Source organism: Streptomyces sp. NPDC046203 (assembly GCF_040646255.1).
GTDB lineage: Bacteria > Actinomycetota > Actinomycetes > Streptomycetales > Streptomycetaceae > Streptomyces.
In genome coordinates, this window is record NZ_JBEYZX010000040.1 from 43,182 (window position 1) to 63,710 (window position 20,529).

22 protein-coding genes are annotated in these 20,529 nt (G+C 71.1%); 17 read left to right on the plus strand and 5 right to left on the minus strand.

All coding sequences use genetic code 11. The features are described 5' to 3' along the window. The 8 genes from metH to ABZ990_RS24325 all read left to right on the plus strand — a co-directional run bounded on the left by metH (position 1) and on the right by ABZ990_RS24325 (position 9,431). The gene (gene metH / locus ABZ990_RS24290; RefSeq protein WP_361235275.1) at positions 1 to 3,645 is read left to right on the plus strand and encodes a methionine synthase; all 3,645 of its coding nucleotides are present in this window, start codon (positions 1 to 3) and stop codon (positions 3,643 to 3,645) included. After that, the gene (metF, locus tag ABZ990_RS24295) at positions 3,642 to 4,652 is read left to right on the plus strand and encodes a methylenetetrahydrofolate reductase [NAD(P)H] (protein ID WP_361235278.1); all 1,011 of its coding nucleotides are present in this window, start codon (positions 3,642 to 3,644) and stop codon (positions 4,650 to 4,652) included. The genes metH and metF overlap by 4 nt, the downstream gene beginning before the upstream one ends. Then, positions 4,645 to 6,054: an adenosylhomocysteinase gene (gene ahcY, locus ABZ990_RS24300; protein ID WP_361235281.1), complete on the plus strand. Its 1,410-nt coding sequence runs from the start codon at positions 4,645 to 4,647 to the stop codon at positions 6,052 to 6,054. The genes metF and ahcY overlap by 8 nt, the downstream gene beginning before the upstream one ends. A 4-nt stretch (positions 6,055 to 6,058) precedes the next feature. After that, the gene (locus ABZ990_RS24305; RefSeq protein ID WP_361235284.1) at positions 6,059 to 6,796 is read left to right on the plus strand and encodes a maleylpyruvate isomerase family mycothiol-dependent enzyme; all 738 of its coding nucleotides are present in this window, start codon (positions 6,059 to 6,061) and stop codon (positions 6,794 to 6,796) included. Positions 6,797 to 7,013: 217 nt separating this feature from the next. Continuing rightward, on the plus strand, positions 7,014 to 7,859 hold the full coding sequence (locus ABZ990_RS24310; protein WP_361235287.1) for an AMP-binding protein: 846 nt from the start codon (positions 7,014 to 7,016) through the stop codon (positions 7,857 to 7,859). Positions 7,860 to 8,062: 203 nt separating this feature from the next. Then, complete coding sequence (locus ABZ990_RS24315; RefSeq protein WP_361235290.1) at positions 8,063 to 8,350, plus strand: hypothetical protein; 288 nt, start codon at positions 8,063 to 8,065, stop codon at positions 8,348 to 8,350. Positions 8,351 to 8,427: 77 nt separating this feature from the next. Next, positions 8,428 to 8,781, plus strand: a complete 354-nt coding sequence (locus ABZ990_RS24320) for a DUF2087 domain-containing protein (protein ID WP_361235293.1) — start codon at positions 8,428 to 8,430, stop codon at positions 8,779 to 8,781. Continuing rightward, entirely contained in the window at positions 8,778 to 9,431 is a 654-nt protein-coding gene (locus tag ABZ990_RS24325) for a LysE family transporter (protein ID WP_361235296.1), read from the plus strand. Before ABZ990_RS24320 ends, ABZ990_RS24325 begins: the two co-directional genes overlap by 4 nt. A 54-nt stretch (positions 9,432 to 9,485) precedes the next feature. Here the strand turns inward: ABZ990_RS24325 and ABZ990_RS24330 are convergent, their stop codons facing one another. After that, on the minus strand, positions 9,486 to 9,704 hold the full coding sequence (locus tag ABZ990_RS24330; protein WP_361235299.1) for a DUF2191 domain-containing protein: 219 nt from the start codon (positions 9,702 to 9,704) through the stop codon (positions 9,486 to 9,488). A 153-nt stretch (positions 9,705 to 9,857) separates the two neighbouring features. Here ABZ990_RS24330 and ABZ990_RS24335 point away from each other — a divergent pair, with 153 nt between their 5' ends. Next, a complete protein-coding gene (locus ABZ990_RS24335; protein ID WP_361235301.1) occupies positions 9,858 to 10,430 on the plus strand; it encodes a dihydrofolate reductase family protein in 573 nt (190 codons plus the stop codon). A gap of 112 nt (positions 10,431 to 10,542) precedes the next feature. Here the strand turns inward: ABZ990_RS24335 and ABZ990_RS24340 are convergent, their stop codons facing one another. Next, the gene (locus ABZ990_RS24340) at positions 10,543 to 11,931 is read right to left on the minus strand and encodes an FAD-binding oxidoreductase (RefSeq protein ID WP_361235304.1); all 1,389 of its coding nucleotides are present in this window, start codon (positions 11,929 to 11,931) and stop codon (positions 10,543 to 10,545) included. Positions 11,932 to 12,203: 272 nt separating this feature from the next. Between ABZ990_RS24340 and ABZ990_RS24345 the strand changes: the two genes are divergently transcribed. Then, complete coding sequence (locus ABZ990_RS24345; RefSeq protein WP_361235307.1) at positions 12,204 to 13,001, plus strand: nucleotidyltransferase domain-containing protein; 798 nt, start codon at positions 12,204 to 12,206, stop codon at positions 12,999 to 13,001. 216 nt (positions 13,002 to 13,217) lie between these two features. Here the strand turns inward: ABZ990_RS24345 and tpx are convergent, their stop codons facing one another. Further along, positions 13,218 to 13,721 (minus strand): thiol peroxidase, encoded by a 504-nt coding sequence (gene tpx / locus ABZ990_RS24350; protein ID WP_361235310.1) that lies wholly within the window; start codon positions 13,719 to 13,721, stop codon positions 13,218 to 13,220. 309 nt (positions 13,722 to 14,030) lie between these two features. Between tpx and ABZ990_RS24355 the strand changes: the two genes are divergently transcribed. Continuing rightward, the gene (locus ABZ990_RS24355) at positions 14,031 to 14,594 is read left to right on the plus strand and encodes a GNAT family N-acetyltransferase (protein WP_361235314.1); all 564 of its coding nucleotides are present in this window, start codon (positions 14,031 to 14,033) and stop codon (positions 14,592 to 14,594) included. A 104-nt stretch (positions 14,595 to 14,698) separates the two neighbouring features. Here ABZ990_RS24355 and ABZ990_RS24360 read toward each other — a convergent pair whose 3' ends face one another. Further along, entirely contained in the window at positions 14,699 to 15,022 is a 324-nt protein-coding gene (locus tag ABZ990_RS24360; RefSeq protein WP_361235317.1) for a hypothetical protein, read from the minus strand. Between the two features lie 356 nt (positions 15,023 to 15,378). Here ABZ990_RS24360 and ABZ990_RS24365 point away from each other — a divergent pair, with 356 nt between their 5' ends. The 4 genes from ABZ990_RS24365 to ABZ990_RS24380 all read left to right on the plus strand — a co-directional run bounded on the left by ABZ990_RS24365 (position 15,379) and on the right by ABZ990_RS24380 (position 17,425). Next, positions 15,379 to 15,597, plus strand: coding sequence for a type II toxin-antitoxin system HicB family antitoxin (locus ABZ990_RS24365; protein ID WP_361235320.1), 219 nt, complete (start codon positions 15,379 to 15,381; stop codon positions 15,595 to 15,597). Then, positions 15,594 to 15,818 (plus strand): type II toxin-antitoxin system HicA family toxin, encoded by a 225-nt coding sequence (locus ABZ990_RS24370; protein WP_361235322.1) that lies wholly within the window; start codon positions 15,594 to 15,596, stop codon positions 15,816 to 15,818. Before ABZ990_RS24365 ends, ABZ990_RS24370 begins: the two co-directional genes overlap by 4 nt. 75 nt (positions 15,819 to 15,893) lie before the next feature. Beyond that, positions 15,894 to 16,559 carry a hypothetical protein gene (locus tag ABZ990_RS24375; RefSeq protein ID WP_361235325.1) on the plus strand — a complete coding sequence of 222 codons (666 nt, stop codon included), beginning with the start codon at positions 15,894 to 15,896 and terminating at the stop codon, positions 16,557 to 16,559. Between the two features lie 434 nt (positions 16,560 to 16,993). After that, positions 16,994 to 17,425: a hypothetical protein gene (locus ABZ990_RS24380; RefSeq protein ID WP_361235328.1), complete on the plus strand. Its 432-nt coding sequence runs from the start codon at positions 16,994 to 16,996 to the stop codon at positions 17,423 to 17,425. A gap of 210 nt (positions 17,426 to 17,635) precedes the next feature. On the opposite strand, the gene ABZ990_RS24385 is transcribed toward ABZ990_RS24380, so the two are convergent. Next, the gene (locus ABZ990_RS24385; protein ID WP_361235330.1) at positions 17,636 to 18,937 is read right to left on the minus strand and encodes a peptidase S8; all 1,302 of its coding nucleotides are present in this window, start codon (positions 18,935 to 18,937) and stop codon (positions 17,636 to 17,638) included. Positions 18,938 to 19,376: 439 nt separating this feature from the next. Between ABZ990_RS24385 and ABZ990_RS24390 the strand changes: the two genes are divergently transcribed. Both ABZ990_RS24390 and ABZ990_RS24395 read left to right on the plus strand, forming a co-directional pair. Further along, positions 19,377 to 19,718: a hypothetical protein gene (locus ABZ990_RS24390; RefSeq protein WP_361235333.1), complete on the plus strand. Its 342-nt coding sequence runs from the start codon at positions 19,377 to 19,379 to the stop codon at positions 19,716 to 19,718. Positions 19,719 to 19,982: 264 nt separating this feature from the next. Continuing rightward, a partial coding sequence (locus ABZ990_RS24395; protein ID WP_361235336.1) for an MFS transporter occupies positions 19,983 to 20,529 on the plus strand: 547 nt, incomplete at its 3' end.

Sequence of the window (20,529 nt, forward strand, 5' to 3'; positions counted from 1 at the left end):
ATGAGCGGGCAGGAGCAGGGCGGGCACGGGCCGGGCGGGCATCAGCCGGGCGGTCATGTGGCGGGCGGGGCAGGGGAGTTCGGTCCCGGCCGGTTCGGACCCGGTCGGTTCGGATCCGGTCGGTTCGATCCCGCGCAGGTCAGGCGTCCGCTGCGGGACGAGATCGGCACCCGGGTCCTGGTGGCCGACGGAGCGATGGGCACCATGCTCCAGGCCGCCGACCCGACCCTCGACGACTTCATGGAACTCGAGGGCTGCAACGAGATCCTCAACCTCACCCGGCCGGACATCGTGCGCTCGGTCCACGACGCGTACTTCGCGGTGGGCGTGGACTGCGTCGAGACCAACACGTTCGGTGCCAACCTGGCCGCTCTCGCCGAATACGGCGTCGAACACCGGGTGTTGGAGCTGTCCGAGGCCGGGGCGCGGATCGCCCGTGAGGCCGCCGACGCGCACACCGCGAAGGACGGCCGGCCGCGCTGGGTCCTCGGCTCGATGGGGCCGGGCACCAAGCTGCCGACGCTCGGGCATGTGACGTACGAGCCGCTGCGGGACGCGTACCGGAGCAACGCGGAGGGGCTGCTGACGGGCGGGGCGGACGCCCTGCTCGTGGAGACCTCGCAGGATCTGCTCCAGACGAAGGCGGCGGTCGTCGGCGCGCGCCGGGCCCTGGACTCCCTCGGCCTGGATCTGCCGCTGATCGTGCAGGTGACGGTGGAGACGACCGGCACGATGCTGCTCGGTTCCGAGATCGGCGCGGCCCTGACGGCGCTCGAACCCCTCGGGATCGACATGATCGGCCTCAACTGCGCCACCGGCCCTGCCGAGATGAGCGAGCACCTGCGCTATCTGGCGCGGCACGCGCGGGTTCCGCTGTCGGTGATGCCGAACGCGGGTCTGCCGGTGCTGACGAAGGACGGCGCCCACTATCCGCTGGCGCCCGCCCAACTAGCCGACGCCCACGAGGGGTTCGTCCGCGACTTCGGCGCCGCGCTGGTCGGCGGTTGCTGCGGTACGACGCCGGAGCACCTCGGCCGGGTCGTCGAGCGGGTCCGGGGTGCCGAGGTGCCGGACCGGTCGCCGGTGGCGGAGCCGGGCGCGTCGTCGCTGTACGGCCATGTCCCGTTCCGGCAGGACACCTCGTTCCTCGCGATCGGCGAGCGGACCAACGCCAACGGGTCGAAGAAGTTCCGCGAGGCCATGCTGGAGAGTCGCTGGGACGACTGTGTGGAGATGGCCCGGGACCAGATCCGCGAGGGCGCGCACATGCTCGATCTGTGCGTGGACTACGTCGGGCGGGACGGCGTCGCCGACATGGAAGAGTTGGCGGGTCGCTTCGCGACCGCGTCCACCCTCCCGATCGTGCTGGACTCCACCGAGGTCCCGGTGCTGCGGGCCGGCCTGGAGAAGCTGGGTGGCCGGGCGGTCGTCAACTCCGTCAACTACGAGGACGGGGACGGGCCCGAGTCGCGGTTCGCCCGGGTCGCGGGCCTCGCGCGGGAGCATGGTGCCGCGCTGATGGCGCTGACCATCGACGAGGAGGGCCAGGCCCGTACCGCCGAGCACAAGGTCGCCATCGCCGAGCGGCTGATCGCGGACCTGACCGGCAACTGGGGGATCCGTGAGTCGGACATCCTCATCGACACCCTGACCTTCACGATCTGCACGGGCCAGGAAGAGTCGCGGAAGGACGGCATCGCCACGATCGAGGCGATCCGGGAGCTCAAGCGCCGCCACCCCGACGTCCAGACGACTCTCGGCCTGTCCAACATCTCCTTCGGCCTCAACCCGGCCGCGCGGCTCGTGCTCAACTCGGTCTTCCTGGACGAGTGCGTGAAGGCGGGCCTGGACTCGGCGATCGTGCACGCCTCGAAGATCCTCCCGATCGCCCGGCTGGAGCCGGAACAGGTCGAGGTCGCGCTCGATCTGATCTACGACCGGCGGCGGCCCCGGCAGGGGGACGAGCCGGCCTACGACCCGCTCCAGCGGCTCCTCGAACTCTTCGAGGGCGCGACGACGAAGTCGCTGAAGGCCGGCAAGGCGGAAGAGTTGCTGGCGCTGCCGCTGGAGGAGCGGCTGAAGCGGCGGATCATCGACGGCGAGAAGAACGGCCTGGAGGCCGACCTCGACGAGGCCCTGACCGCCCGGCCCGCACTCGACATCGTCAACGAGACGCTGCTCGACGGCATGAAGACGGTCGGCGAACTCTTCGGCTCCGGACAGATGCAGCTGCCGTTCGTGCTCCAGTCCGCCGAGGTCATGAAGACCGCGGTGGCTTATCTGGAGCCGCACATGGAGAAGGCGGACGCGGCCGGCAAGGGGACGATCGTCCTGGCCACGGTCCGCGGCGACGTCCACGACATCGGCAAGAACCTGGTCGACATCATCCTGTCCAACAACGGCTACAACGTCGTGAACATCGGCATCAAGCAGCCGGTCTCCGCGATCCTCCAGGCGGCCGAGGAGCACCGGGCCGATGTGATCGGGATGTCCGGTCTCCTGGTGAAGTCGACCGTGATCATGAAGGAGAACCTGGAGGAGCTGAACGGCCGGGGGATGGCCGCCGACTTCCCGGTGATCCTCGGCGGTGCGGCGCTGACCAGGGCGTACGTCGAGCAGGACCTCCACGAGATCTACCAGGGCGAGGTCCGCTACGCCCGTGACGCCTTCGAGGGGCTGCGGCTGATGGACGCGCTCATGGCGGTGAAGCGGGGCGTCCCCGGAGCCGTACTCCCCGAGCTGAAGCAGCGGCGGGTCCCCCGGCTCCCCGAGCAGGCCGAGAACTCGGCGACCGACCCGGTCGCGGCCCTGCTGGACGTACGGGAGCCGGAGCCGGCCGGACGCAGCGACGTGGCCACCGATCTCCCCGTACCCGAGCCGCCGTTCCTCGGCACGAAGGTCGTCAAGGGCATCCCGCTGGTCGACTACGCGCCCTGGCTCGACGAGAACGCCCTGTTCAAGGGCCAGTGGGGCCTGAAGGACAAGGAGCTGATCGAGTCGGAGGGCCGCCCGAGGCTGCGCGGCTGGCTGGACCGGTTGCAGACCGACCGGCTTCTCGAAGCGGCCGTGGTCTACGGCTACTTCCCCTGTGTGTCCAAGGGCGACGTGCTGATCGTCCTGGACGAGGACGGAGGCGAGCGGACCCGCTTCTCCTTCCCCCGCCAACAGCGGGGCCGCCGCCTCTGTCTGTCCGACTTCTTCCGGGACGAGGACTCCGACGAGATCGACGTCCTGGCCGTGCAGGTCGTGACGGTCGGTTCGCGGATCGGGGAGGAGACGGCGAAGCTGTTCGCCGCCGACTCCTACCGTGACTACCTCGAACTGCATGGCCTGTCCGTGCAGTTGGCCGAGGCCCTGGCCGAGTACTGGCACGCCCGGGTCCGTTCCGAGTGGGGCATCGCGGGCGCCGACCCGGCCGGCCTCGACGGGATGCTCCGCACCGAGTACCAGGGCTGCCGCTACTCGCTCGGCTACCCCGCCTGCCCGGACCTGGAGGACCGCGCGAAGATCGCCGCGCTGCTGCGGCCCGAGCGGATCGGGGTCGAGCTGTCGGAGGAGTTCCAACTGCACCCCGAACAGTCCACGGACGCGCTCATCGTCCATCACCCGGAGGCGAGTTACTTCAACGCGGGAGGACGACGATGACCCCCGGACCTGGTTCTGGCCCCGGCCCCGGTTCTGGCTCCGGACCCGGCTCCACCTTTGGCCCCGGCTCCGTCCCTGCCCCCAGGCCGGGGATCCCGCTCCCCTCGGCCGAACACCCCACTTTCTCCTTCGAGTTCTTCCCGCCGAAGACCGACAAGGGCGAGCGGGCCCTGTGGAACGCCATCCGGCGGGTGGAGGCCCTCGCGCCGGACTTCGTCTCCGTGACGTACGGCGCGGGCGGCTCCTCGCGCGACCGCACCGTCTCCATCACCGAGCGGATCGGCGCCGAGACCACCCTGCGGCCGGTCGCCCATCTGACCGCCGTCGGCCACACGGTCACCGAACTGCGCGCGATCATCGGCCGGTACGCGGACGCCGGGATCCGGGACGTGCTCATCCTGCGCGGCGACCCGCCGGGCGACCCGCGCGGCGAGTGGCACCCGCACCCGGACGGCTTCACATACGCCTACGAACTCGTGGAACTCGTACGGTCGTTGGGTGACTTCCGGATCGGTGTGGCGGCCTTCCCGGAACGGCACCCCCGCTCGCCCGACTGGGAGAGCGACATCCGGCACTTCGTCGCCAAGTGCCGGGCCGGGGCGGACTACGCGATCACCCAGATGTTCTTCGACCCGGAGGACTACCTCCGGCTGCGCGACCGGGTCGCCGCGGCCGGCTGCGACACCCCGATCATCCCGGAGATCATGCCGGCCACCGACGTACGGCAGATCCGGCACTTCGCCGAACTCTCCGACGCCGCCTTCCCCGAGGACCTGGCGCACCGCCTGGAGGCGGCGAAGGACGACCCGGACACCGCGTACCGCGTCGGCGTCGACCACGCGACCCGGATGAGCCTGAGGCTCCTCGACGAGGGTGCGCCCGGCCTGCACTACATCACCCTCAACAAGTCCACCGCGGCCCTCGAAATCCACCGCACCGTCCAAGCGTCTCAAGCGTCACAAGCGTCTCAAACATCTCAAGCGTCAAGGAGCTTCGTCCATGTCTGACACGGCGTTCACCGACTACAAGGTCGCCGACATCTCCCTGGCCGCGTTCGGCCGCAAGGAGATCACGCTCGCCGAGCACGAGATGCCCGGCCTGATGTCGATCCGCCGGGAGTACGCCGAGCGTCAGCCGCTGGCGGGCGCCCGGATCACCGGCTCGCTGCACATGACCGTGCAGACCGCCGTCCTCATCGAGACGCTGGTGGCGCTCGGGGCCGAGGTCCGCTGGGTCTCCTGCAACATCTACTCGACCCAGGACCACGCCGCCGCCGCGATCGCCGCCGCCGGCATCCCGGTCTTCGCCTGGAAGGGCGAGACGCTGGAGGAGTACTGGTGGTGCACGGAGCAGGCGCTGACCTGGCCGGGCGCCGACGGCCCCAACATGATCCTGGACGACGGCGGCGACGCCACCCTCCTTGTCCACAAGGGTGTGGAGTACCAGAAGGCGGGCGCCGTGCCCGATCCGTCGACCGCCGACAACGACGAGTTCCGGGTCATCCTGGAGCTGCTGCGCGACACCGGCCTGGACTGGGCGGCGATCGCCGACGGCATCCGCGGCGTGACGGAGGAGACCACCACCGGTGTCCACCGCCTGTACGAGATGCACCGTGACGGGGCGCTGCTCTTCCCCGCGATCAACGTGAACGACGCCGTGACGAAGTCGAAGTTCGACAACAAGTACGGCTGCCGGCACTCCCTCATCGACGGCATCAACCGGGCGACGGATGTGCTGATCGGCGGCAAGACCGCCGTCGTCTGCGGCTACGGCGACGTCGGCAAGGGCAGCGCGGAGTCCCTGCGCGGCCAGGGCGCCCGCGTCATCGTCACCGAGATCGACCCGATCTGCGCGCTCCAGGCGGCCATGGACGGCTACCAGGTCGCAACTCTTGAGGACGTGGTCGAGACCGCGGACATCTTCATCACCACGACGGGCAACAAGGACATCATCATGGCGTCCGACATCGCCCGGATGAAGCACCAGGCGATCGTCGGCAACATCGGCCACTTCGACAACGAGATCGACATGGCGGGGCTCGCCAAGATCCCCGGGATCGTGAAGGACGAGGTCAAGCCGCAGGTCCACACCTGGACGTTCGAGGACGGCAAGGTCGTCATCGTCCTGTCCGAGGGCCGGCTCCTGAACCTCGGCAACGCCACCGGCCACCCCTCCTTCGTGATGTCGAACTCCTTCGCGGACCAGACCCTGGCCCAGATCGAACTCTTCACGAAGACGTCCGAGTACCCGGTCGGCGTCTACACGCTGCCGAAGCACCTGGACGAGAAGGTCGCCCGCCTGCACCTCGACGCCCTCGGGGTACGGCTGACGACGCTGCGTCCGGAGCAGGCCGACTACATCGGCGTTCCGGTCGAGGGCCCGTACAAGTCGGACCACTACCGCTACTGATCCGATGCCGAGCGACTGTTCCGACGCCGCCGACCCCCGGGTCCTCGTGGACCCGGCCGTCCCCGGCGTCGCCGACGACGAGGTCGGTCACGACCGTGACCCCTGGCTTCCGGACCGTCTGCTGAGGACGGAACGCGACCTGCTGATGCCGTTGCTGCGCCGTACGCCCGAGCCCGCGTATGCCAACCGCACCGCCTGCCCCGGCTGGACCGCCCGGCAGGTGCTCGCCCACTGCGCGGCGGCGCTCGTCCGCATCGTCGAGGACCGGCTGGAGGAGGGCGTGTTCCTGCCCGACGCCAACGCCTACGACGTGGCGGAACGCGAGGACTGGCCGCTCGGCCGGGTCCTCGACGAACTGGAACGCGGCATGACCGAGGCCGGACCGGTCATCGCCGCCCGCGAGGACGGCCGGCTCGACGCGGTCGCCCTCGGGGAGTGGGTGCACGCGGGGGACGTACGGGAGGCCTTCGGCGAACCCGGCGCGTACTGCGGCCAGGCACTCGACCTGGCCCTCCCGCTGCTGTCGGTGACCAGCCGCAAACGGGAGACTCCGCGACTGGTCTGCGCGCTCGCGGACCGGCCCGGCGAGGTGGCGCTCGGCAACGCCGTCGAAGGGCGGGCCCCGGCCCGCTTCAGCGGGCACGCGGCGACGCTGATCCGTATCTACTCGGGCCGGCCGCTGGTGCGTACCCGGTACGAGCTGACCGGTGCGACGGAGCAGGAGCTTCTCATCTACCGGTGAGAGAAGGGGAGGGGAGGGGAGGGGAGTCGGGCGGGTGTGGCGACCTTGCCCCTCACCGCTTCTCTCAACTGTCGTCTCCCAACTGCCGTCTTCTGAATGCCGATTCCCGACCGCTGTTTCCCGACCGTTGATTCCCGACGGGGCGTCGAGCCCTGGTCCGTCCACCTCCCCCGGACGGGCCGGGGCTCGACGCTTCCTCCCCACGAGAGGACACCTCATGCCCGGCACGCTCGACCGAATGCTGCGCGCCCAGGTGGCGTCGCGCCCCGACGAGACCGCGGTCGTCTTCGGCGACGACCATCTGACCTTCCGCGAACTCCACGAGGGGGCCGCGGTCCTCGCCGCGTATCTGCGCACCCTCGGCGTGGTCGCCAATCAACGGGTCGGGATCTGCCTCGAACCCGCGCTCGAACTGGCGATCGGTACGTGGGGGGTGGTGCTGTCCGGCGGGGCGTACGTCCCGCTCGCGCCGGAGCGCTCCGGCGAGCGGCTGCGCCGGGTGATCGAGGACAGCGGTGCGCAGGTCGTCGTCACCCAGGAGGTGTTCCGGGCCCGCGTCGACGAACTCGCCCCGCCCGGCACCACCGTGGTCACCTTCAAGGACGCCGTGCAGTACGCGTGGCGCACGGCCGGCGCGGAACGGCCCCTGGCCGACGTCGTATCGGACTCCTCCCAACTCGCCTATGTCGTCTACCCGTCCGCCTTCGGCGACCGGGTGGTGGGGCTGGCGACCGAACACCGCTCGATCGTCGCCCAGTTGGGGTGGCTGGCCGCCGAGCACGAGCTCGGTCCCGGCGCGACCGTCGTACAGAAGCTCCCGATGGACTTCGACGCGGGCCGGTGGGAGATCCTCGCCCCCGGCGTCGGCGCGCGGGTCGTCTTCGAGCCGGCGTTTCCGTGGAACGGCATGGGGGAGTGGGGCGACGAGCACTCCTTCGCGGAGGGTGCCCATTCCTTCCCGGAGGGCGTGGGCGTTCAGCCGAGGCGGCTGCCGAGGGTGAGGGAGGCGGCGGAGGCAGCGGAGGTGGTGGCGGGGCGGGTTCCGTCCGGGCTGGGGAGGTAGGGCGGCGGCGGGAGGAAGGCAGGGCGGCGGGAGGTAGTCCGTTCGGCTCTGCCGTGGTGCGCGGTGGGGGCGCCGGTGTTGTGCTGGTGGCGCCGGGACCCCGCCGATCCCCTCTGCCCCGACCCGTACCGCCTACCGACCCCCGTACCGACCCCGTGTCGGTCCCGTACGCCTGGCAACGCATCGCAGTGCAGGAGCGCACCATGGCCGTGATCGTCACCCTCGAATTCCCCGGCGTCGACGAGGAGGGCTACCGCCACACCTTCGACAAGATCACCGGTGCGCCGTGGTTCCCGACCCCGGGCTTCCTCGCCCACGCGGCGGGCCCGGACGGCGCGGGCGGCTGGCGGGTGATCGACTTCTGGGACTCGGAGGAGGCGTACCGGATGTTCGCGCGGAAGACGCTGCCGATCCTCCAGGAGACGGGCCTGACCTCGGTCACGACGAGGATCGACAAGGCGGTGGAAGTGGTGGTCCCGCCGCCCGGGTAGCGGCCCTGCTCGCCACCCTGGCAGTCGACCGGGGAATTGTGTTGCGGAGCCGGGCCGTTCGGCTCCAGGGTGACCTCATGTCCACCGATTCCGCCACTGATTCCTCCGCAGGCCCGGCCGCGTCCGCCGCCTCAGCGGCCGCCACCGCCGACCTCTTCGCACCCGACGGCCGGCTGAAGGCCATCCCGCGCAAGCCCGCCCGCCGCGCCGCGCTGCTCGACCATCTCGCCGCCACGCTCTTCGAGACCGACCGCGCCTACACGGAGCGCGAGGTCAACGAGGCCCTGAAGACCGTGCACGACGACTTCCCGGCCCTGCGCCGCTATCTGATCACCGGCGGCCAGCTCTCCCGTACGAACGACGGCTCGGCTTACCGCCGACAGCAGCTGACCACCGACGACACGGCGGGAACGACCCCCACTGTCGCGTGACCGCGGCGGCACTGGCCGGCCTGCTCGCCGGCTTCGGCATCGCCATCCCCGTCGGCGCGGTCGGCGCCTTGCTCGTCGCCTTCACGGCCCGCTCCGGCTGGCGTACGGGCGCGGGCGCGGCCCTCGGTGTCGCCAGCGCCGACGGCGTCTACGCCCTCGTGGCGGTCGCGGGCGGCTCGGCCCTGGTCCCGCTGCTCACGCCGGTGATGGCCCCGATGCGGTGGGTGTCGGCGGCGGTCCTGGTGGCCCTCGCCGTACGGGGAGCCTGGACGGCCGTACGGACCTACCGCGGCGCCCCGCGGATCGCCCCCGGCCCCGGCTCCGCCCCCGGCCCCGGCTCTGGCGCGACGAGCCCGCTCCGCGCGTACCTCACCTTCCTGGGCATCACGCTCCTCAACCCGATGACGGTGATCTACTTCGCCGCCCTCGTCCTCACCACGGGCCCCGCCGCCCCGTCCACCACCCCGACCCGCGCCGTCTTCGTCCTGGCGGCCTTCGCCGCCTCCGCGACCTGGCAACTCTTCCTCGCCACCGGCGGCACCCTCCTCGGCCGCACTCTGTCGGGCCCACGCGGCCGCGTCACCACGGCGCTGGCGTCGAGCACGCTGATCGTGATCCTGGCGGCGCGGCTCGTGGCGGACGCGGTGTAGGGGGCGTAGAGGTCAGAGGCGGCGGGTCGCCTTCCGCGAACTGGTCTGCGCCGCTCAGGCGCCGGATCGCTCCTGGTCCGCCAGGAAGCCGAAGTCGAGGAAGTCCTCCGCGTTGTCCTGGAGCCAACGGAGGGCCCGAGCACGGTCGCTCGCGGTCAGTGCCGCCACGAGCGACAGAGCCCGGCCGACGGTCTCGCTCGCCGTCCGGGTGCCGAGCCGGCGGCGGGCGCGGGCGAGTGCGACATCGTCGATGTCCACGAAGGACTTGGGCATGGAGACCTCCTCGCGCGTCCGATGGGGGCCAGTATGGCGCGGATGTCAGTGGCCGATGATTTTCTGTCCTCACGACGGTCCGAAGATCCGAGACCACCGCGTACGCCGGCCGCACCGCACCACCCCGCACCGCCCACGGAACGAGGAACCCTGATGCGCACCCTGATCACCACCGCCTTCGTCTCGCTCGATGGTGTCGTCGAGGCCCCCGGCGGCGAGCCCGGTTACCGGAACTCCGGGTGGACCTTCAAGGACGTCGAGTTCCTCCCCGAGGCGTTCGAGATCAAGGGCCGGGAGCAGGAGGAGGCCGCGGCGATGCTGCTGGGCCGGACGAGTTACGAGGCGTTCAGCCCCGTGTGGCCGGGCATGGCGGACTTCGCCGGCTACAAGGAGATGCCGAAGTACGTCGTCTCCACCACCCTCACCGACGACGACCTCGTGTCGAACTGGGGCGAGACCACGATCCTGCGGTCCCTCGACGAGGTCGCCGCACTGAAGCGGACCGAGGGTGGCCCGATCATCGTCCACGGCAGCGCGTCCTTGAACCGGGCGCTGTCGGACGCGGGCCTGATCGACCGCTACCACCTGCTCGTCTTCCCCTTGCTGCTCGGCGCGGGCAAGCGCCTCTTCAGCGCCACGGACAAGGACGCGCAGAAGCTGCGGCTGGTCGAGCATGAGGCGTACGCGAACGGCGTCCAGAAGCAGGTCTTCGACGTCGTCCACTGAGGCGGGGGGCAGGGGGCCCGGGGCCCGGAGGTCTGGCGGCCAGGTAGCCAGGTAGCCGGGCCGCACCCGCCCCGCCCTCGGGCCGCGACCCGGACCCCTGTTCGGCCGGCGGTCAGTGCGCCGCGGGCGCGATGTTCTGGTTGTGGTGGAAGACGTTGTCCGGGTCGTACGTCGCCTTCACCTCGGCCAGCCGGTCGTAGTGGCCGCGATAGGTGGCCCGGACCCGGTCCTGGCCCTCCTCCGCGCCGATGAAGTTGACGTACCCGCCGCCCATCGAGTGCGGGTGCAGCGCGTCCCAGTAGCCGCGGGCCCAGTCGCGGATCCGGCCCGCGTCGGCCGGTTCGGGGCTGATGCCGGCGATCACGCCGGACCACATCGCGTCCCGGTACGCCCACGCGGTGTCCGCCTGGGCGGGGCGGTGCGCGGCGCCGTCCACCGGATAGAGGTGCATGGTGGACAGATCGGTCGGCATGCTGTCGAGGAACGAGCCGTGCACGCCGATCGCGCCGTCCGTGATCCGGTCGAAGAAGTCACCGCGCCAGTACCACTGGAGACCCTTCGGGATCAGTCCGTCGAACGTCGTCTGGAGCGCCGGATACGGCACGGGCATCGAGAAGTGGAAGGCGGGCGGGGCCGGTTCGGTGACGTCCGTGAACGCCTTCGTCAGACTCTCCTCGTCCGTCGCGCCGGTGTGGCACCACACCACGCCGCACATCTTCCTTCCGTGGATCTCCTCGGGGAAGGGCGGGCCGGGCGGGACGACGAGCAGGGCGAAGAATCCGTACAACTCCTCGGGCGCGCCGGGCAGATACTCCCGGTACCAGCGCATCACGGCGTCGAGGTGATCCGGCTCCCAGAGCGTGACGGCGAAGCCCACGTTCTCGACCGGGTGCAGCGCGTACGTGAACGACGTCACCACGCCGTAGTTGCCGCCGCCGCCCCTCAACGCCCAGTAGAGATCGGGGTGTTCGTCGGCCGAGGCGGTGACGGCCGTGCCGTCCGCGAGGACGACGTCCGCCGCGAGGAGGTTGTCGATGGTGAGTCCGTAGGCCCGGGTCAGATAGCCGTGCCCGCCGCCGAGGGTCAGTCCGCCGACCCCGGTGGTCGACATGATCCCGGCGGGGGTCGCGAGCCCGAAGCCGTGCGCCTCGTGGTCCAGGTCCCCCAGCTGACTTCCGCCGCCGACCGTCGCGGTCCGGGCCGCGGGGTCCACCCGTACCCACCGCAGGGCCGACAGGTCCACCATCAGTGCGTCGTCCACCAGACACAGACCACCGCCGCTGTGCCCACCGCCGCGCACCGACAGGTCCATGCCTGCGTCGCGGGCGAACCTTATCGCCGCTCTCACGTCCGTGGTGTCCGCGCACCGGGCTATGGCCCCCGGGCGGCGGTCGATCATCGCGTTGTAGATCTCCCGGGCGCCGTCGTATCCGCCGTCCTCGGGAGTGATCACCTCGCCGCGCATCCGCTCGCGCAGCGTCTCGTACGTCGTGCCGTCCATGACTCCTCCAGGACACCCCCGGTCGGACGGCCGCGCTACGTCTTCAGTCTCCCCCTGTCCCGTACGCTCCGCGAGCGCGTCGGGCGATCTGCCTTTACCCTGCGGATCCTCGCGCGCGCTCACGAGGGCCCGCGCCCGCACCCGCCCGCGCGCCCTCCTCGCGGCCTGCCAACGCGGTCCAGGTGCTCGGGGACGCGCGTTGACGCGCATCGCGCGGACCGGTCGCCCGACTGCTACGTTGATCTGCTTTGCTCCGACCGGAAGGAAAGCAGATGGTTGTTCCCGCCCCGCACAGCCGGTTCCTCGCGGACACGCTGCCACGGATCCGGGAGGACGCGCGAGTGGCCGGTGTGGCGCTCACCGGGTCGCTCGCGGGAGGCCGGCCCGACGCCTATTCGGATGTGGACCTGATCGTGGTCGTCGACGACGACGCGCACGGCGCGGTCATGGCGGAGCGGCTCGCGCTGATCGGCTCCTGGGTGCCCCTGGTGGCCGGTTTCACCGGGGAACACGTCGGCGAACCGCGTCTGATCGTGTCCCTCGTCGGGCCGCCGCTCCTGCATGTCGACTTCACGTTCGTCCGGGCCTCCGACTTCGCCGTACGGACGAAGGATCCGGAGGTCCTGTGGGACCGGGACGGTCTCCTGGCGGGCGCCCTCGCCGGACGTCCGCCGGCCGGGCCGGCGGCGCTCGACCTCCAGTGGATGGAGGACCGGTTCTGGGTCTGGACGCACTACGGTGCGACGAAGCTCGGCCGAGGGGAACTGTTCGAGGCCATCGGCTTCTTGGACTTCCTGCGCGAGACCGTGCTCGGCCCGCTGGCCGCGCGCCGCGCGGGTGCGCCGCCGCGCGGCGTCCGCCACCTGGAGACCGTCGCGCCGGCGGAGGCGCGCGAGCTGCGGGCGACACTGTGCGGCTACGACCCTCGTGACGCCGGGCGGGCACTGCTCGCCGCCGTGGAGCTCTACCGCCGGTGGTCCGTCGTCGGCGGAGCGCCCGTCGAACGGCGCCACCACGCCGAGGAGCTCGCCGTGCGGTTCCTTCGCGGCGTCGTCGACCAACTCCGCTGACCGCGACGCGAAGCGATGCGGCACGGTGTGGGGCGGTGTGGGGCGGGGCGGCGTGGGGCGGCGCGGCGCGTGTGGGGCCGCCATCCGGACGGGGAACGCCGACGGCCCGCCCCTTGCCCCCGGAGGGTCATGGGGCGGGCCGTCGGCGTGCGAGTGCGGGCCGTCCGGGCCGTCCGCGAGGAGCGGACCGGCGCGGCGACCGCTACCGCGTCGCGCTTACTTCTTCAGGGCGCCGAGGGCGGCCTCGTAGTTCGGCTCGTCGGCGATCTCGGAGACCAGCTCGGCGTGCAGAACCTTGTCGTTCTCGTCGAGGACGACGACGGCGCGGGCGGTCAGACCGGCCATCGGGCCGTCGACGATCGCGACACCGTAGTCGGTGTGGAACTCACGGCCGCGCAGGGTGGAGAGCGTCTTCACGTTCTCCAGGCCCTCGGAGCCGCAGAAGCGGGCCTGCGCGAACGGCAGGTCGGCGGAGACGCACAGCACGACGGTGTCGGCCAGCTCGGCGGCCTCGGCGTTGAACTTGCGCACGGAGGCGGCGCACGTCGGGGTGTCCACGCTCGGGAAGATGTTGAGGACCTTGCGCAGGCCGGCGTAGTCCTTCAGCGTCTTGTCCGCGAGGCCCTCGCCGACCAGGCTGAACGCGGGCGCGTCGGTGCCCGGGGCGGGCAGGATGCCGTCGACGGTTACGGGGGTGCCCTTGAGCGCGACCTGCGCCATGAGGTGTCTCCTTTTACGACTGAATGGTGTCATCGTCAACAGCTGTCGACCCCACGATCGTATTCCGCCCGTTTCATGATCCTTCCCGGCCGGGGATGGGCCGGGGCGGGGGCGGGCCGGGGCCGCGGCAGTCATGGTGCTTCGGTGGCCGGGGCGTGCCTTCCCCGGGGGTGGAAGCGCGGTGTCAGGGGGCGGTTGCCGAAGTCCATGCCGATCACGGTCCGCTCTCCGCCCCGGCCCCGCTCGCAGAGGCTTGGAATCGCCACTGGAACGCTGTGTTCCGCCGGGCGGGCTCCCTACGCTCGCCGCATGGACGAGATCACCACGCACCTGACAGCGGCAGCGACCTCCTCTGCCCCGGCCCTCCTGCTGCGCCCCTGGGCTGCCGAGGACGTTCCCGCCCTGGCCGGCTTCAGCCAGGACACCGAGCTGCGCCGCCGTACGACCTTCGCCGTGGACGACGAGGCCGACGCGGCCCGCTGGATCCACGACCAGGAGCGCGGGTGGGAGTCCGGGGAACGCTTCGCCTTCGCCGTCCTAGAGGTCGAAGTCGGTGCGGGAGACGGGAAGTTGGTGGGGAATGCGGCCCTCAAGCGTGCCGTCCCGGGGTCTGCGTCCGCCGAAGTCGGCTACTGGACGGCGGCCCAGGCGCGCGGCCGGGGTGTCGCCCCGCGGGCGCTGGAGGCGGTGACGGACTGGGCGTTCGCCACCTTCGGCGGCGACGGCCTGAAGCGCATTGAACTCCTTCACCAGGTCGACAACACGGGTTCCTGCCGGGTCGCCGAGAAGGGCGGCTACGTCCTCAGCGCGATCCTGTCGCCGTTCCCGCCGGACTATCCCCTTGAGGGGCACCTGCACGCCCTGGAGCGGTGAGATCGACTTGTCGCGGCCCGGCGGCCCGGCGGCCCGGCGGCCCGGCGGCCCGGCGGCCCGGCAGGCCGCGACGCGGATCGCCTCGGCCGGCGGAGCAGCCGCGCTCATGGTGTGTCGGCGGCCGGGGTGCGCCTTCCCCAGGGGCGGAAGCGCAGCTTCAGGTGGCGGCCGCCGGCGTCCGCGTCGACCACGGTCCGCTCCCCGACCCGCAGCCCCACCGGCATCAGCTGATCACCTTGTCCGGCGAGGAGGACGGCACCGTCTCCCGCCTGCACGCTCTCGATCGCTTCCGCGAGATCTTCCTGCCATTCGGGGTCGACGCCGAACGCGTAGGAGGTCCACAGCATGCCGTTGACCGACAGCGAGCAGCCCTCGTCGTCGTGGGTCACGACCACGTCGCCTGACGCCGGCACCGGAGTCAACAGCACGCAGAGATCCCCGTCTGTGAGGACTCTGTTCCCGTAACGGCGCGCGGCGGCGTGGCAGATGGCGAGGACGGCGGCTTCAGGGCTGTTTGGAGCGGGGGTTCGGCACGGCATGGGGTCAGTAGTACCCGGCAGCGAGGTCCAGCCGTCGCGACCGCGCCGGTGGAGTCGACAACACGGGTTCCTGCCGGGTCGCCGAGAAGGCCGGCTACGTCCTCGGTGCGATCCTGTCGCCGTTCCCGCCGGACTATCCCCTCAAGGGGCACCTGCACGCCCTGGAGCGGCGAGGCCGACGCGTCGCGGCCTCTGCCGGGCCCGCCCCGGGGACGAGGCCGGACGATGCGTGCCAGACTGGCGGCATGACCACTGACGCACTGCATCTGACAGCCGCGATCACTCATGAAGGCGCGTGGTACGTGGCGCGTTGTCTCCAAGTCGAGGTCACCTCACAGGGCGAGACCATCGAGGAGTCGTTGGACAACCTCCGCGAGGCGCTGGAGCTCTATTTCGAAGACGCTCCCGCACCCGAGGTCACCGAGGTGATCACTGCTCCCATCGCAGTGCGTCACGCCGCATGAGCCCGGTCGTTCCGACGGGGCTCTCCGGCGCCGTGGTGGCCAAGGCGCTGGAACGAGGCGGGTTCGATCACGTTTCGACCCGCGGCAGCCATGCGAAGTATCGCAAGGGGGAGAGGACTGTCATCGTTCCGCTTCACCGCGACCTCGCACCTGGCACGGTCCGGTCCATCCTCCGGCAGGCCGACTGGGGCGTGGACGATCTGAAGGCGCACTTGAACTAGACGGCCAGCGTGACCTGCACCGATGCGCACCACGGGCCAAGAGTCCGAATGTGTGTTCCATGCGAAGATCCGGTCATGATTCGGCGACTTCTCTGTGTTCTGGCCGCGGCCCTGGGTGGGGTGCTCGCTTTCGGCTCGGCCTGGCTCGGTTCCTGGGCGGACGAGAACCATCACGCCTGGGTCGGACGGGCCTGCGTCGCCGGCGCGGGGCTGGGGCTCGTGGTGGCGGTGGGCGGTCTCGTGTTCTCGGTACTGCCCCGGCGCTGGGTCCGGCGGGTGTTCCCGCCGGCGGCGGAGCCGCGCCCCGGTGCCGTCGCCGGGCGCCGCGTGAAACTGGCCCCGATCGACCCGCTCAGGGCCGGCCTGTCCCGTGAGCCCGTGATGACGCCGAGGGCGGAGCGGGGGGTCTCCTGGAGTGAGACGGCGTTCGTGGCCGCCGTCTGCTGGGCGCTCAGCGGCGTCGCGTACGGCCTCTTCGCCGCCTTCGACGAATCGGTTCTCGGTATCTGGCCGCTTCTCTGCCCCGCCCTGGTCGGGTGGGGCAGGGGGAAGCCCCCGTACTGGGCCGCCGGAGCCGCGGCGACCCTCGCGGGGACGATCACGGTGATCGTGCTTCTCGACTCCCTGCGGGACGCCCTGGGCCGCTACTTCGGCGAGGCCGTCACCGTGGGCTCCGGGACGACGGTCGCCCTGCTCGTCTTCACCCTCGTCCAGCGCCACCGCGCGCGGACGGCCTTCTGACGACGACCATCCGGCCCCGCGCCCGGGCTCGCTTCCTAGCCGAACGGGCCTCAGACAGCGGGCAGTTGAGCGCCGACCTCCCGCCCTCCCCGCGCGCCTTCCACGGGGCGGCGGACGGCGGCACCTTCCGTTTCGTTCCGGCCGCCCGGGACTGCCGACCGCGCTTTCGGCCAGGCTGGCGCGTAGTCGGCGCCGTAGCCCCGCCCGGTCCCGGGCGGGCGGACCGGGCTCGGACAACCCGCGTATTCGATCAAGCCAATGTCCCCGTACAGGCAGGCGAACAACCGGAGTTGGGTCACAACCCTTGGTACGTTCCTGACGCTTTACGACAGGTCTCGCCTGAGTATCAACGAAGGGGAAGCATCGTCATGCGTACGTTGACGCGCCGCCTGGCATCTGGCGCAGCGGTTCTCGCTCTGTCCACCGCCCTCGGAATGAGCACGGTCGGCGCCGCCGAGGCCGCCTCGACCTCGACCCCGACCGCGGGCCTGAGCGCCCAGGAGCAGCAGCTCCTGAACTCGGACACCCCGAAGACGGTCGAACTCGACCCCGCCACCGGCCGCGTCCTCTCGGTGGAGAAGGGCACCGCCGGGCTTTCGAAGCTGCCGTCGATCAGCAACCACAACATCTGCAACACCGGCGAGGGTTGCTTCCTCAGCGGCCAGGTCCCCTACGCGCACCAGGGCTTCTGGGGCAGCGCGGGTACGTTCACCGGCAACTGGCCGTCCCGCAGTGGCTACTTCACCGGCGACTACACCGCCGGCGCGTGCTGGGCGGGCGCCTGCAGCCAGCAGCCCCTCGGCCCGAACACGACGGCGTCCTTCGGCGGCACCCTCGTGACCGGGACCTCGTTCACCATCTACTAGGACGCGTCGCGCGGACGTCCCACTCGGATCCGTCCCACTCGGATCCGTGCCGAGCGGACGCATCCCGCGTGACCGCACCACGCACCACCACGCGAACGGGCCGCGGCTGGTTGCCGCGGCCCGTTCGTTTCCTTCGGCGGGGAGTTCCCCACCGTGACGCCGGTGGACGGGATCAGAGGGCCCTCGCCGCCGACCTCTCCCGTGACCGGGTCAGCCCGTGAAGGCCGTGAGCCCCTGCGGGGTTCCCCAGCCGGTCGGGCCGTCGTAGCCCGACTGCGCGGTGCACAGGTAGGCGGGGGAGCAGGAGCCGTTGGTGCCGCTGGTCACGTCGTTCAGTGCCGACGTACCGGCCGCGTTGTACGGGAACTTGGCCGGGTACGAGCCGCTGGACGGCGTGCCCGCCAGCGCGTACACCGAGGCGATGATCGGGGAGGAGACGCTGGTGCCGCCGAAGGTGTACCAGCCCGCCGTCACGCCGTACGAGTCGTAGACCGCGACGCCGGTCGCCGGGTCGGCCACGGCCGACACGTCGGAGATGGACCGCTTGGAACAGCCGGTGTCCGTCTGCCAGGTGGGCTTGGCGTCGTACGCCGAGCAGCCGGAGCCCGAGCCGTTCCAGACGCTCTCGGTCCAGCCGCGGGTGGTGGAGCTCGCGGAGAGCGAGGTGCCGCCCACGGCCGTCACGTACCGGGAGGCCGCCGGGTACTCGGCGCCGTACCCGCTGTCGCCCGCGCTGACCGTGATGGCGACGCCCGGGTGGTTGAAGTACGAGGAGTCGTAGGACGAGTCCGACGACGACTCCGAACCGCCGTAGCTGTTGGAGACGTACTTCGCGCCGAGGGTGACCGCCCGGTTCACCGCGGTGCCGAGGTTGGCCATGGTGGGAGTCGTGGCCTCGACGAGCAGGATGTTGCACAGCGGGCAGATCGCGCTGGCCATGTCGAGGTCGAGGGAGATCTCCTCGGACCAGCCGGCGTCGGCGGCCGGGAGCGAGGTGGTGGAGCCGGTCTGACTCACCTTCTTGAAGCAGCCGTTGGCGGTGGTGCAGGCCGGCAGGCCGTAGGACGAGCGATAGGTGGCGAGGTCCGCCTCCGCCTTCGGGTCGTCGTACGCGTCGACGATCGCGATCGTCGCACCGGCCCCCTTGGAGGCGGCGGCGGAGGTCAGGCCGTACGCGGACTGGAGGTCGCTGGGCCCGTAGCCGGACGCGGCGGTGATGTCGGCGGCGTGGGGGGTGACGCCTTCCGCCTTGGCCTTCTCCTTCTGGAACGCGGTGAGTCCGCCGGTGACGCGCAGCGCCTTGCAGGCCATCTCGCCGGCCTTGGTCGGCGTGGCGCAGGCGCGGGTCCACGTCGTCTTCGACGACGCGGTGCTCGCCGCCGCGTCGGCGTGGACGGCGGTGCCGAGGCCCGCGAACACGAGGGCGGTCGTGGCGACCGCGGCGGAGCTTATGCGGCGCCATCTGCGCGGTGCGGCAGGGGAGTTGGCGCTGGGTGAGGATGAAGTACGCAACGCGATGCCTCCTGGTAGTGGGGGGTCGGGCAGGAGTGGTGCGGGTGCGTGCGGACGCCGCCGTACGTGCCGTCGGCGCCGGGCCGAGGGGGCCTGCGGAAGACTGTGGCTTGTTGGGTACGCGACAAACAAGGTCCAGTTGGAATCCTGACTTCCGCGTTACCGGGCGAGGGCGGCGCGTTGCGTTTCGATGGTCCGGTGTTGGCTGGACGATGGCCGTCCTTGACTCAACTCACAGGGACGCCTTCATTCGGGTGGCCGTGCCCCGGGCGTCCCGGTGCCGGAACGAGGGGCGTGGTGGGAGAGCGCGACGGGGGGTGTGGTGCGGCGCGCAGCGAGGTTCGAGGTAATCGGTTTTCCCGCGCCCGCCCGCCCCTGCTTCACTGCTCGCCAGTGAGAGTGAGGAGGCCGCCGGGTGCGGCCTCGGGGAGGGAACCGCATGGGTGTCGAACTGGAAATCCACACCGCGCCGCCGGCCCGCCGGGACTACGCGAAGTCCAGGGGGACGCTGGTCCGAGGGTCGTACGAACACGGCGAGGCGCTGTCCGAGCTCCTGCTCGGCCTGGACAAGTCCTGGCGTAACAAGGCCCTTTGGGATGTGGATCCGTACGGGAACACGCTGTTCGGCGAGCAGCGGGCGCAGGTCGCGCTGGGGGAGGTGTCGGACCTGCTGCGGCGCTGCGCGGGGCCGGCCCAGGAGGCGGCCGTCCTCGACCTGGAACGGATGCTGGTGTACTGCGCGTCGACCCCGGGCACCCACCTGTGGTTCATCGGCGACTGACGTCCCCGGCACCGCCTGGGGCGCGCTGGCGCCGTAGCGGTACCCGCCAAGCAGGACGTACAGCGAAGGGCTCCGGAGATCGTCTCCGGGGCCCTTCGCCGTTGGTGCCCGCGGTCGCGGGACACGGCGGGACGGCGAACGGGAGGGCATGGAATCCATCGGCCGTCAAATGCCCCGGAGGGCACAGAATTCCCCGGTCCGCAAATCCTCCCGAGGGCATGAATTCCCTTTCCCCGCAACGGTATTGGCGAGAAAACTCCATGCTTGACGACATGGTGGAGTTTGCTTATCGTCCAGTCGCTCAGGTTCTCATTCAGGTTCTCGCCGACCGGCATCCGAAAGGCGTTCATGACTGTGCTCCCCGCGCTGCCGAAATCCCGGCAGCAGCTGATTCTCGCCGTTCTCATGCTGTGCTCGGTTTTGATCTGGCTGGACAACACCGTCCTGAGTACGGCGCTGGAAACCCTGGCGGACCCGGTCCGTGGACTGGGTGCCGATCCCGGGCGGCTGCAGTGGGCGACGGGTTCGTACACCCTGGCCTTCGCCACCCTGATGTTCACGGCGGGCGCGCTGGGCGACCGGTTCGGGCATCGGACCGTGTTCGCCGGCGGGTTGGCGATCTTCGCCGGGGCCTCGCTGTGGGCGGCGTACGCGAGCGACGCGGGCCAGCTGATCGCGGCCCGGGCCGCGATGGGCGTGGGCAGCGCGCTGATCACGCCCGCCATGATGGCGATCCTCATGTGGATTTTCACGGGCCCCGCGCGGGCGGCCGCGATCGGCGTCTTCTCGGCCTCGGCCGGGGTCGGAATGG

Bases quoted from the DNA above. Each gene is read 5' to 3' on its own strand.
- metH (WP_361235275.1), top strand. From the start codon at position 1: ATGAGCGGGCAGGAGCAGGGCGGGCACGGGCCGGGCGGGCATCAGCCG.
- metF (WP_361235278.1), top strand. From the start codon at position 3,642: ATGACCCCCGGACCTGGTTCTGGCCCCGGCCCCGGTTCTGGCTCCGGA.
- ahcY (WP_361235281.1), top strand. From the start codon at position 4,645: ATGTCTGACACGGCGTTCACCGACTACAAGGTCGCCGACATCTCCCTG.
- ABZ990_RS24305 (WP_361235284.1), top strand. From the start codon at position 6,059: ATGCCGAGCGACTGTTCCGACGCCGCCGACCCCCGGGTCCTCGTGGAC.
- ABZ990_RS24310 (WP_361235287.1), top strand. From the start codon at position 7,014: ATGCCCGGCACGCTCGACCGAATGCTGCGCGCCCAGGTGGCGTCGCGC.
- ABZ990_RS24315 (WP_361235290.1), top strand. From the start codon at position 8,063: ATGGCCGTGATCGTCACCCTCGAATTCCCCGGCGTCGACGAGGAGGGC.
- ABZ990_RS24320 (WP_361235293.1), top strand. From the start codon at position 8,428: ATGTCCACCGATTCCGCCACTGATTCCTCCGCAGGCCCGGCCGCGTCC.
- ABZ990_RS24330 (WP_361235299.1), bottom strand. From the start codon at position 9,704: ATGCCCAAGTCCTTCGTGGACATCGACGATGTCGCACTCGCCCGCGCC.
- ABZ990_RS24335 (WP_361235301.1), top strand. From the start codon at position 9,858: ATGCGCACCCTGATCACCACCGCCTTCGTCTCGCTCGATGGTGTCGTC.
- ABZ990_RS24340 (WP_361235304.1), bottom strand. From the start codon at position 11,931: ATGGACGGCACGACGTACGAGACGCTGCGCGAGCGGATGCGCGGCGAG.
- ABZ990_RS24345 (WP_361235307.1), top strand. From the start codon at position 12,204: ATGGTTGTTCCCGCCCCGCACAGCCGGTTCCTCGCGGACACGCTGCCA.
- tpx (WP_361235310.1), bottom strand. From the start codon at position 13,721: ATGGCGCAGGTCGCGCTCAAGGGCACCCCCGTAACCGTCGACGGCATC.
- ABZ990_RS24355 (WP_361235314.1), top strand. From the start codon at position 14,031: ATGGACGAGATCACCACGCACCTGACAGCGGCAGCGACCTCCTCTGCC.
- ABZ990_RS24365 (WP_361235320.1), top strand. From the start codon at position 15,379: ATGACCACTGACGCACTGCATCTGACAGCCGCGATCACTCATGAAGGC.
- ABZ990_RS24370 (WP_361235322.1), top strand. From the start codon at position 15,594: ATGAGCCCGGTCGTTCCGACGGGGCTCTCCGGCGCCGTGGTGGCCAAG.
- ABZ990_RS24375 (WP_361235325.1), top strand. From the start codon at position 15,894: ATGATTCGGCGACTTCTCTGTGTTCTGGCCGCGGCCCTGGGTGGGGTG.
- ABZ990_RS24380 (WP_361235328.1), top strand. From the start codon at position 16,994: ATGAGCACGGTCGGCGCCGCCGAGGCCGCCTCGACCTCGACCCCGACC.
- ABZ990_RS24390 (WP_361235333.1), top strand. From the start codon at position 19,377: ATGGGTGTCGAACTGGAAATCCACACCGCGCCGCCGGCCCGCCGGGAC.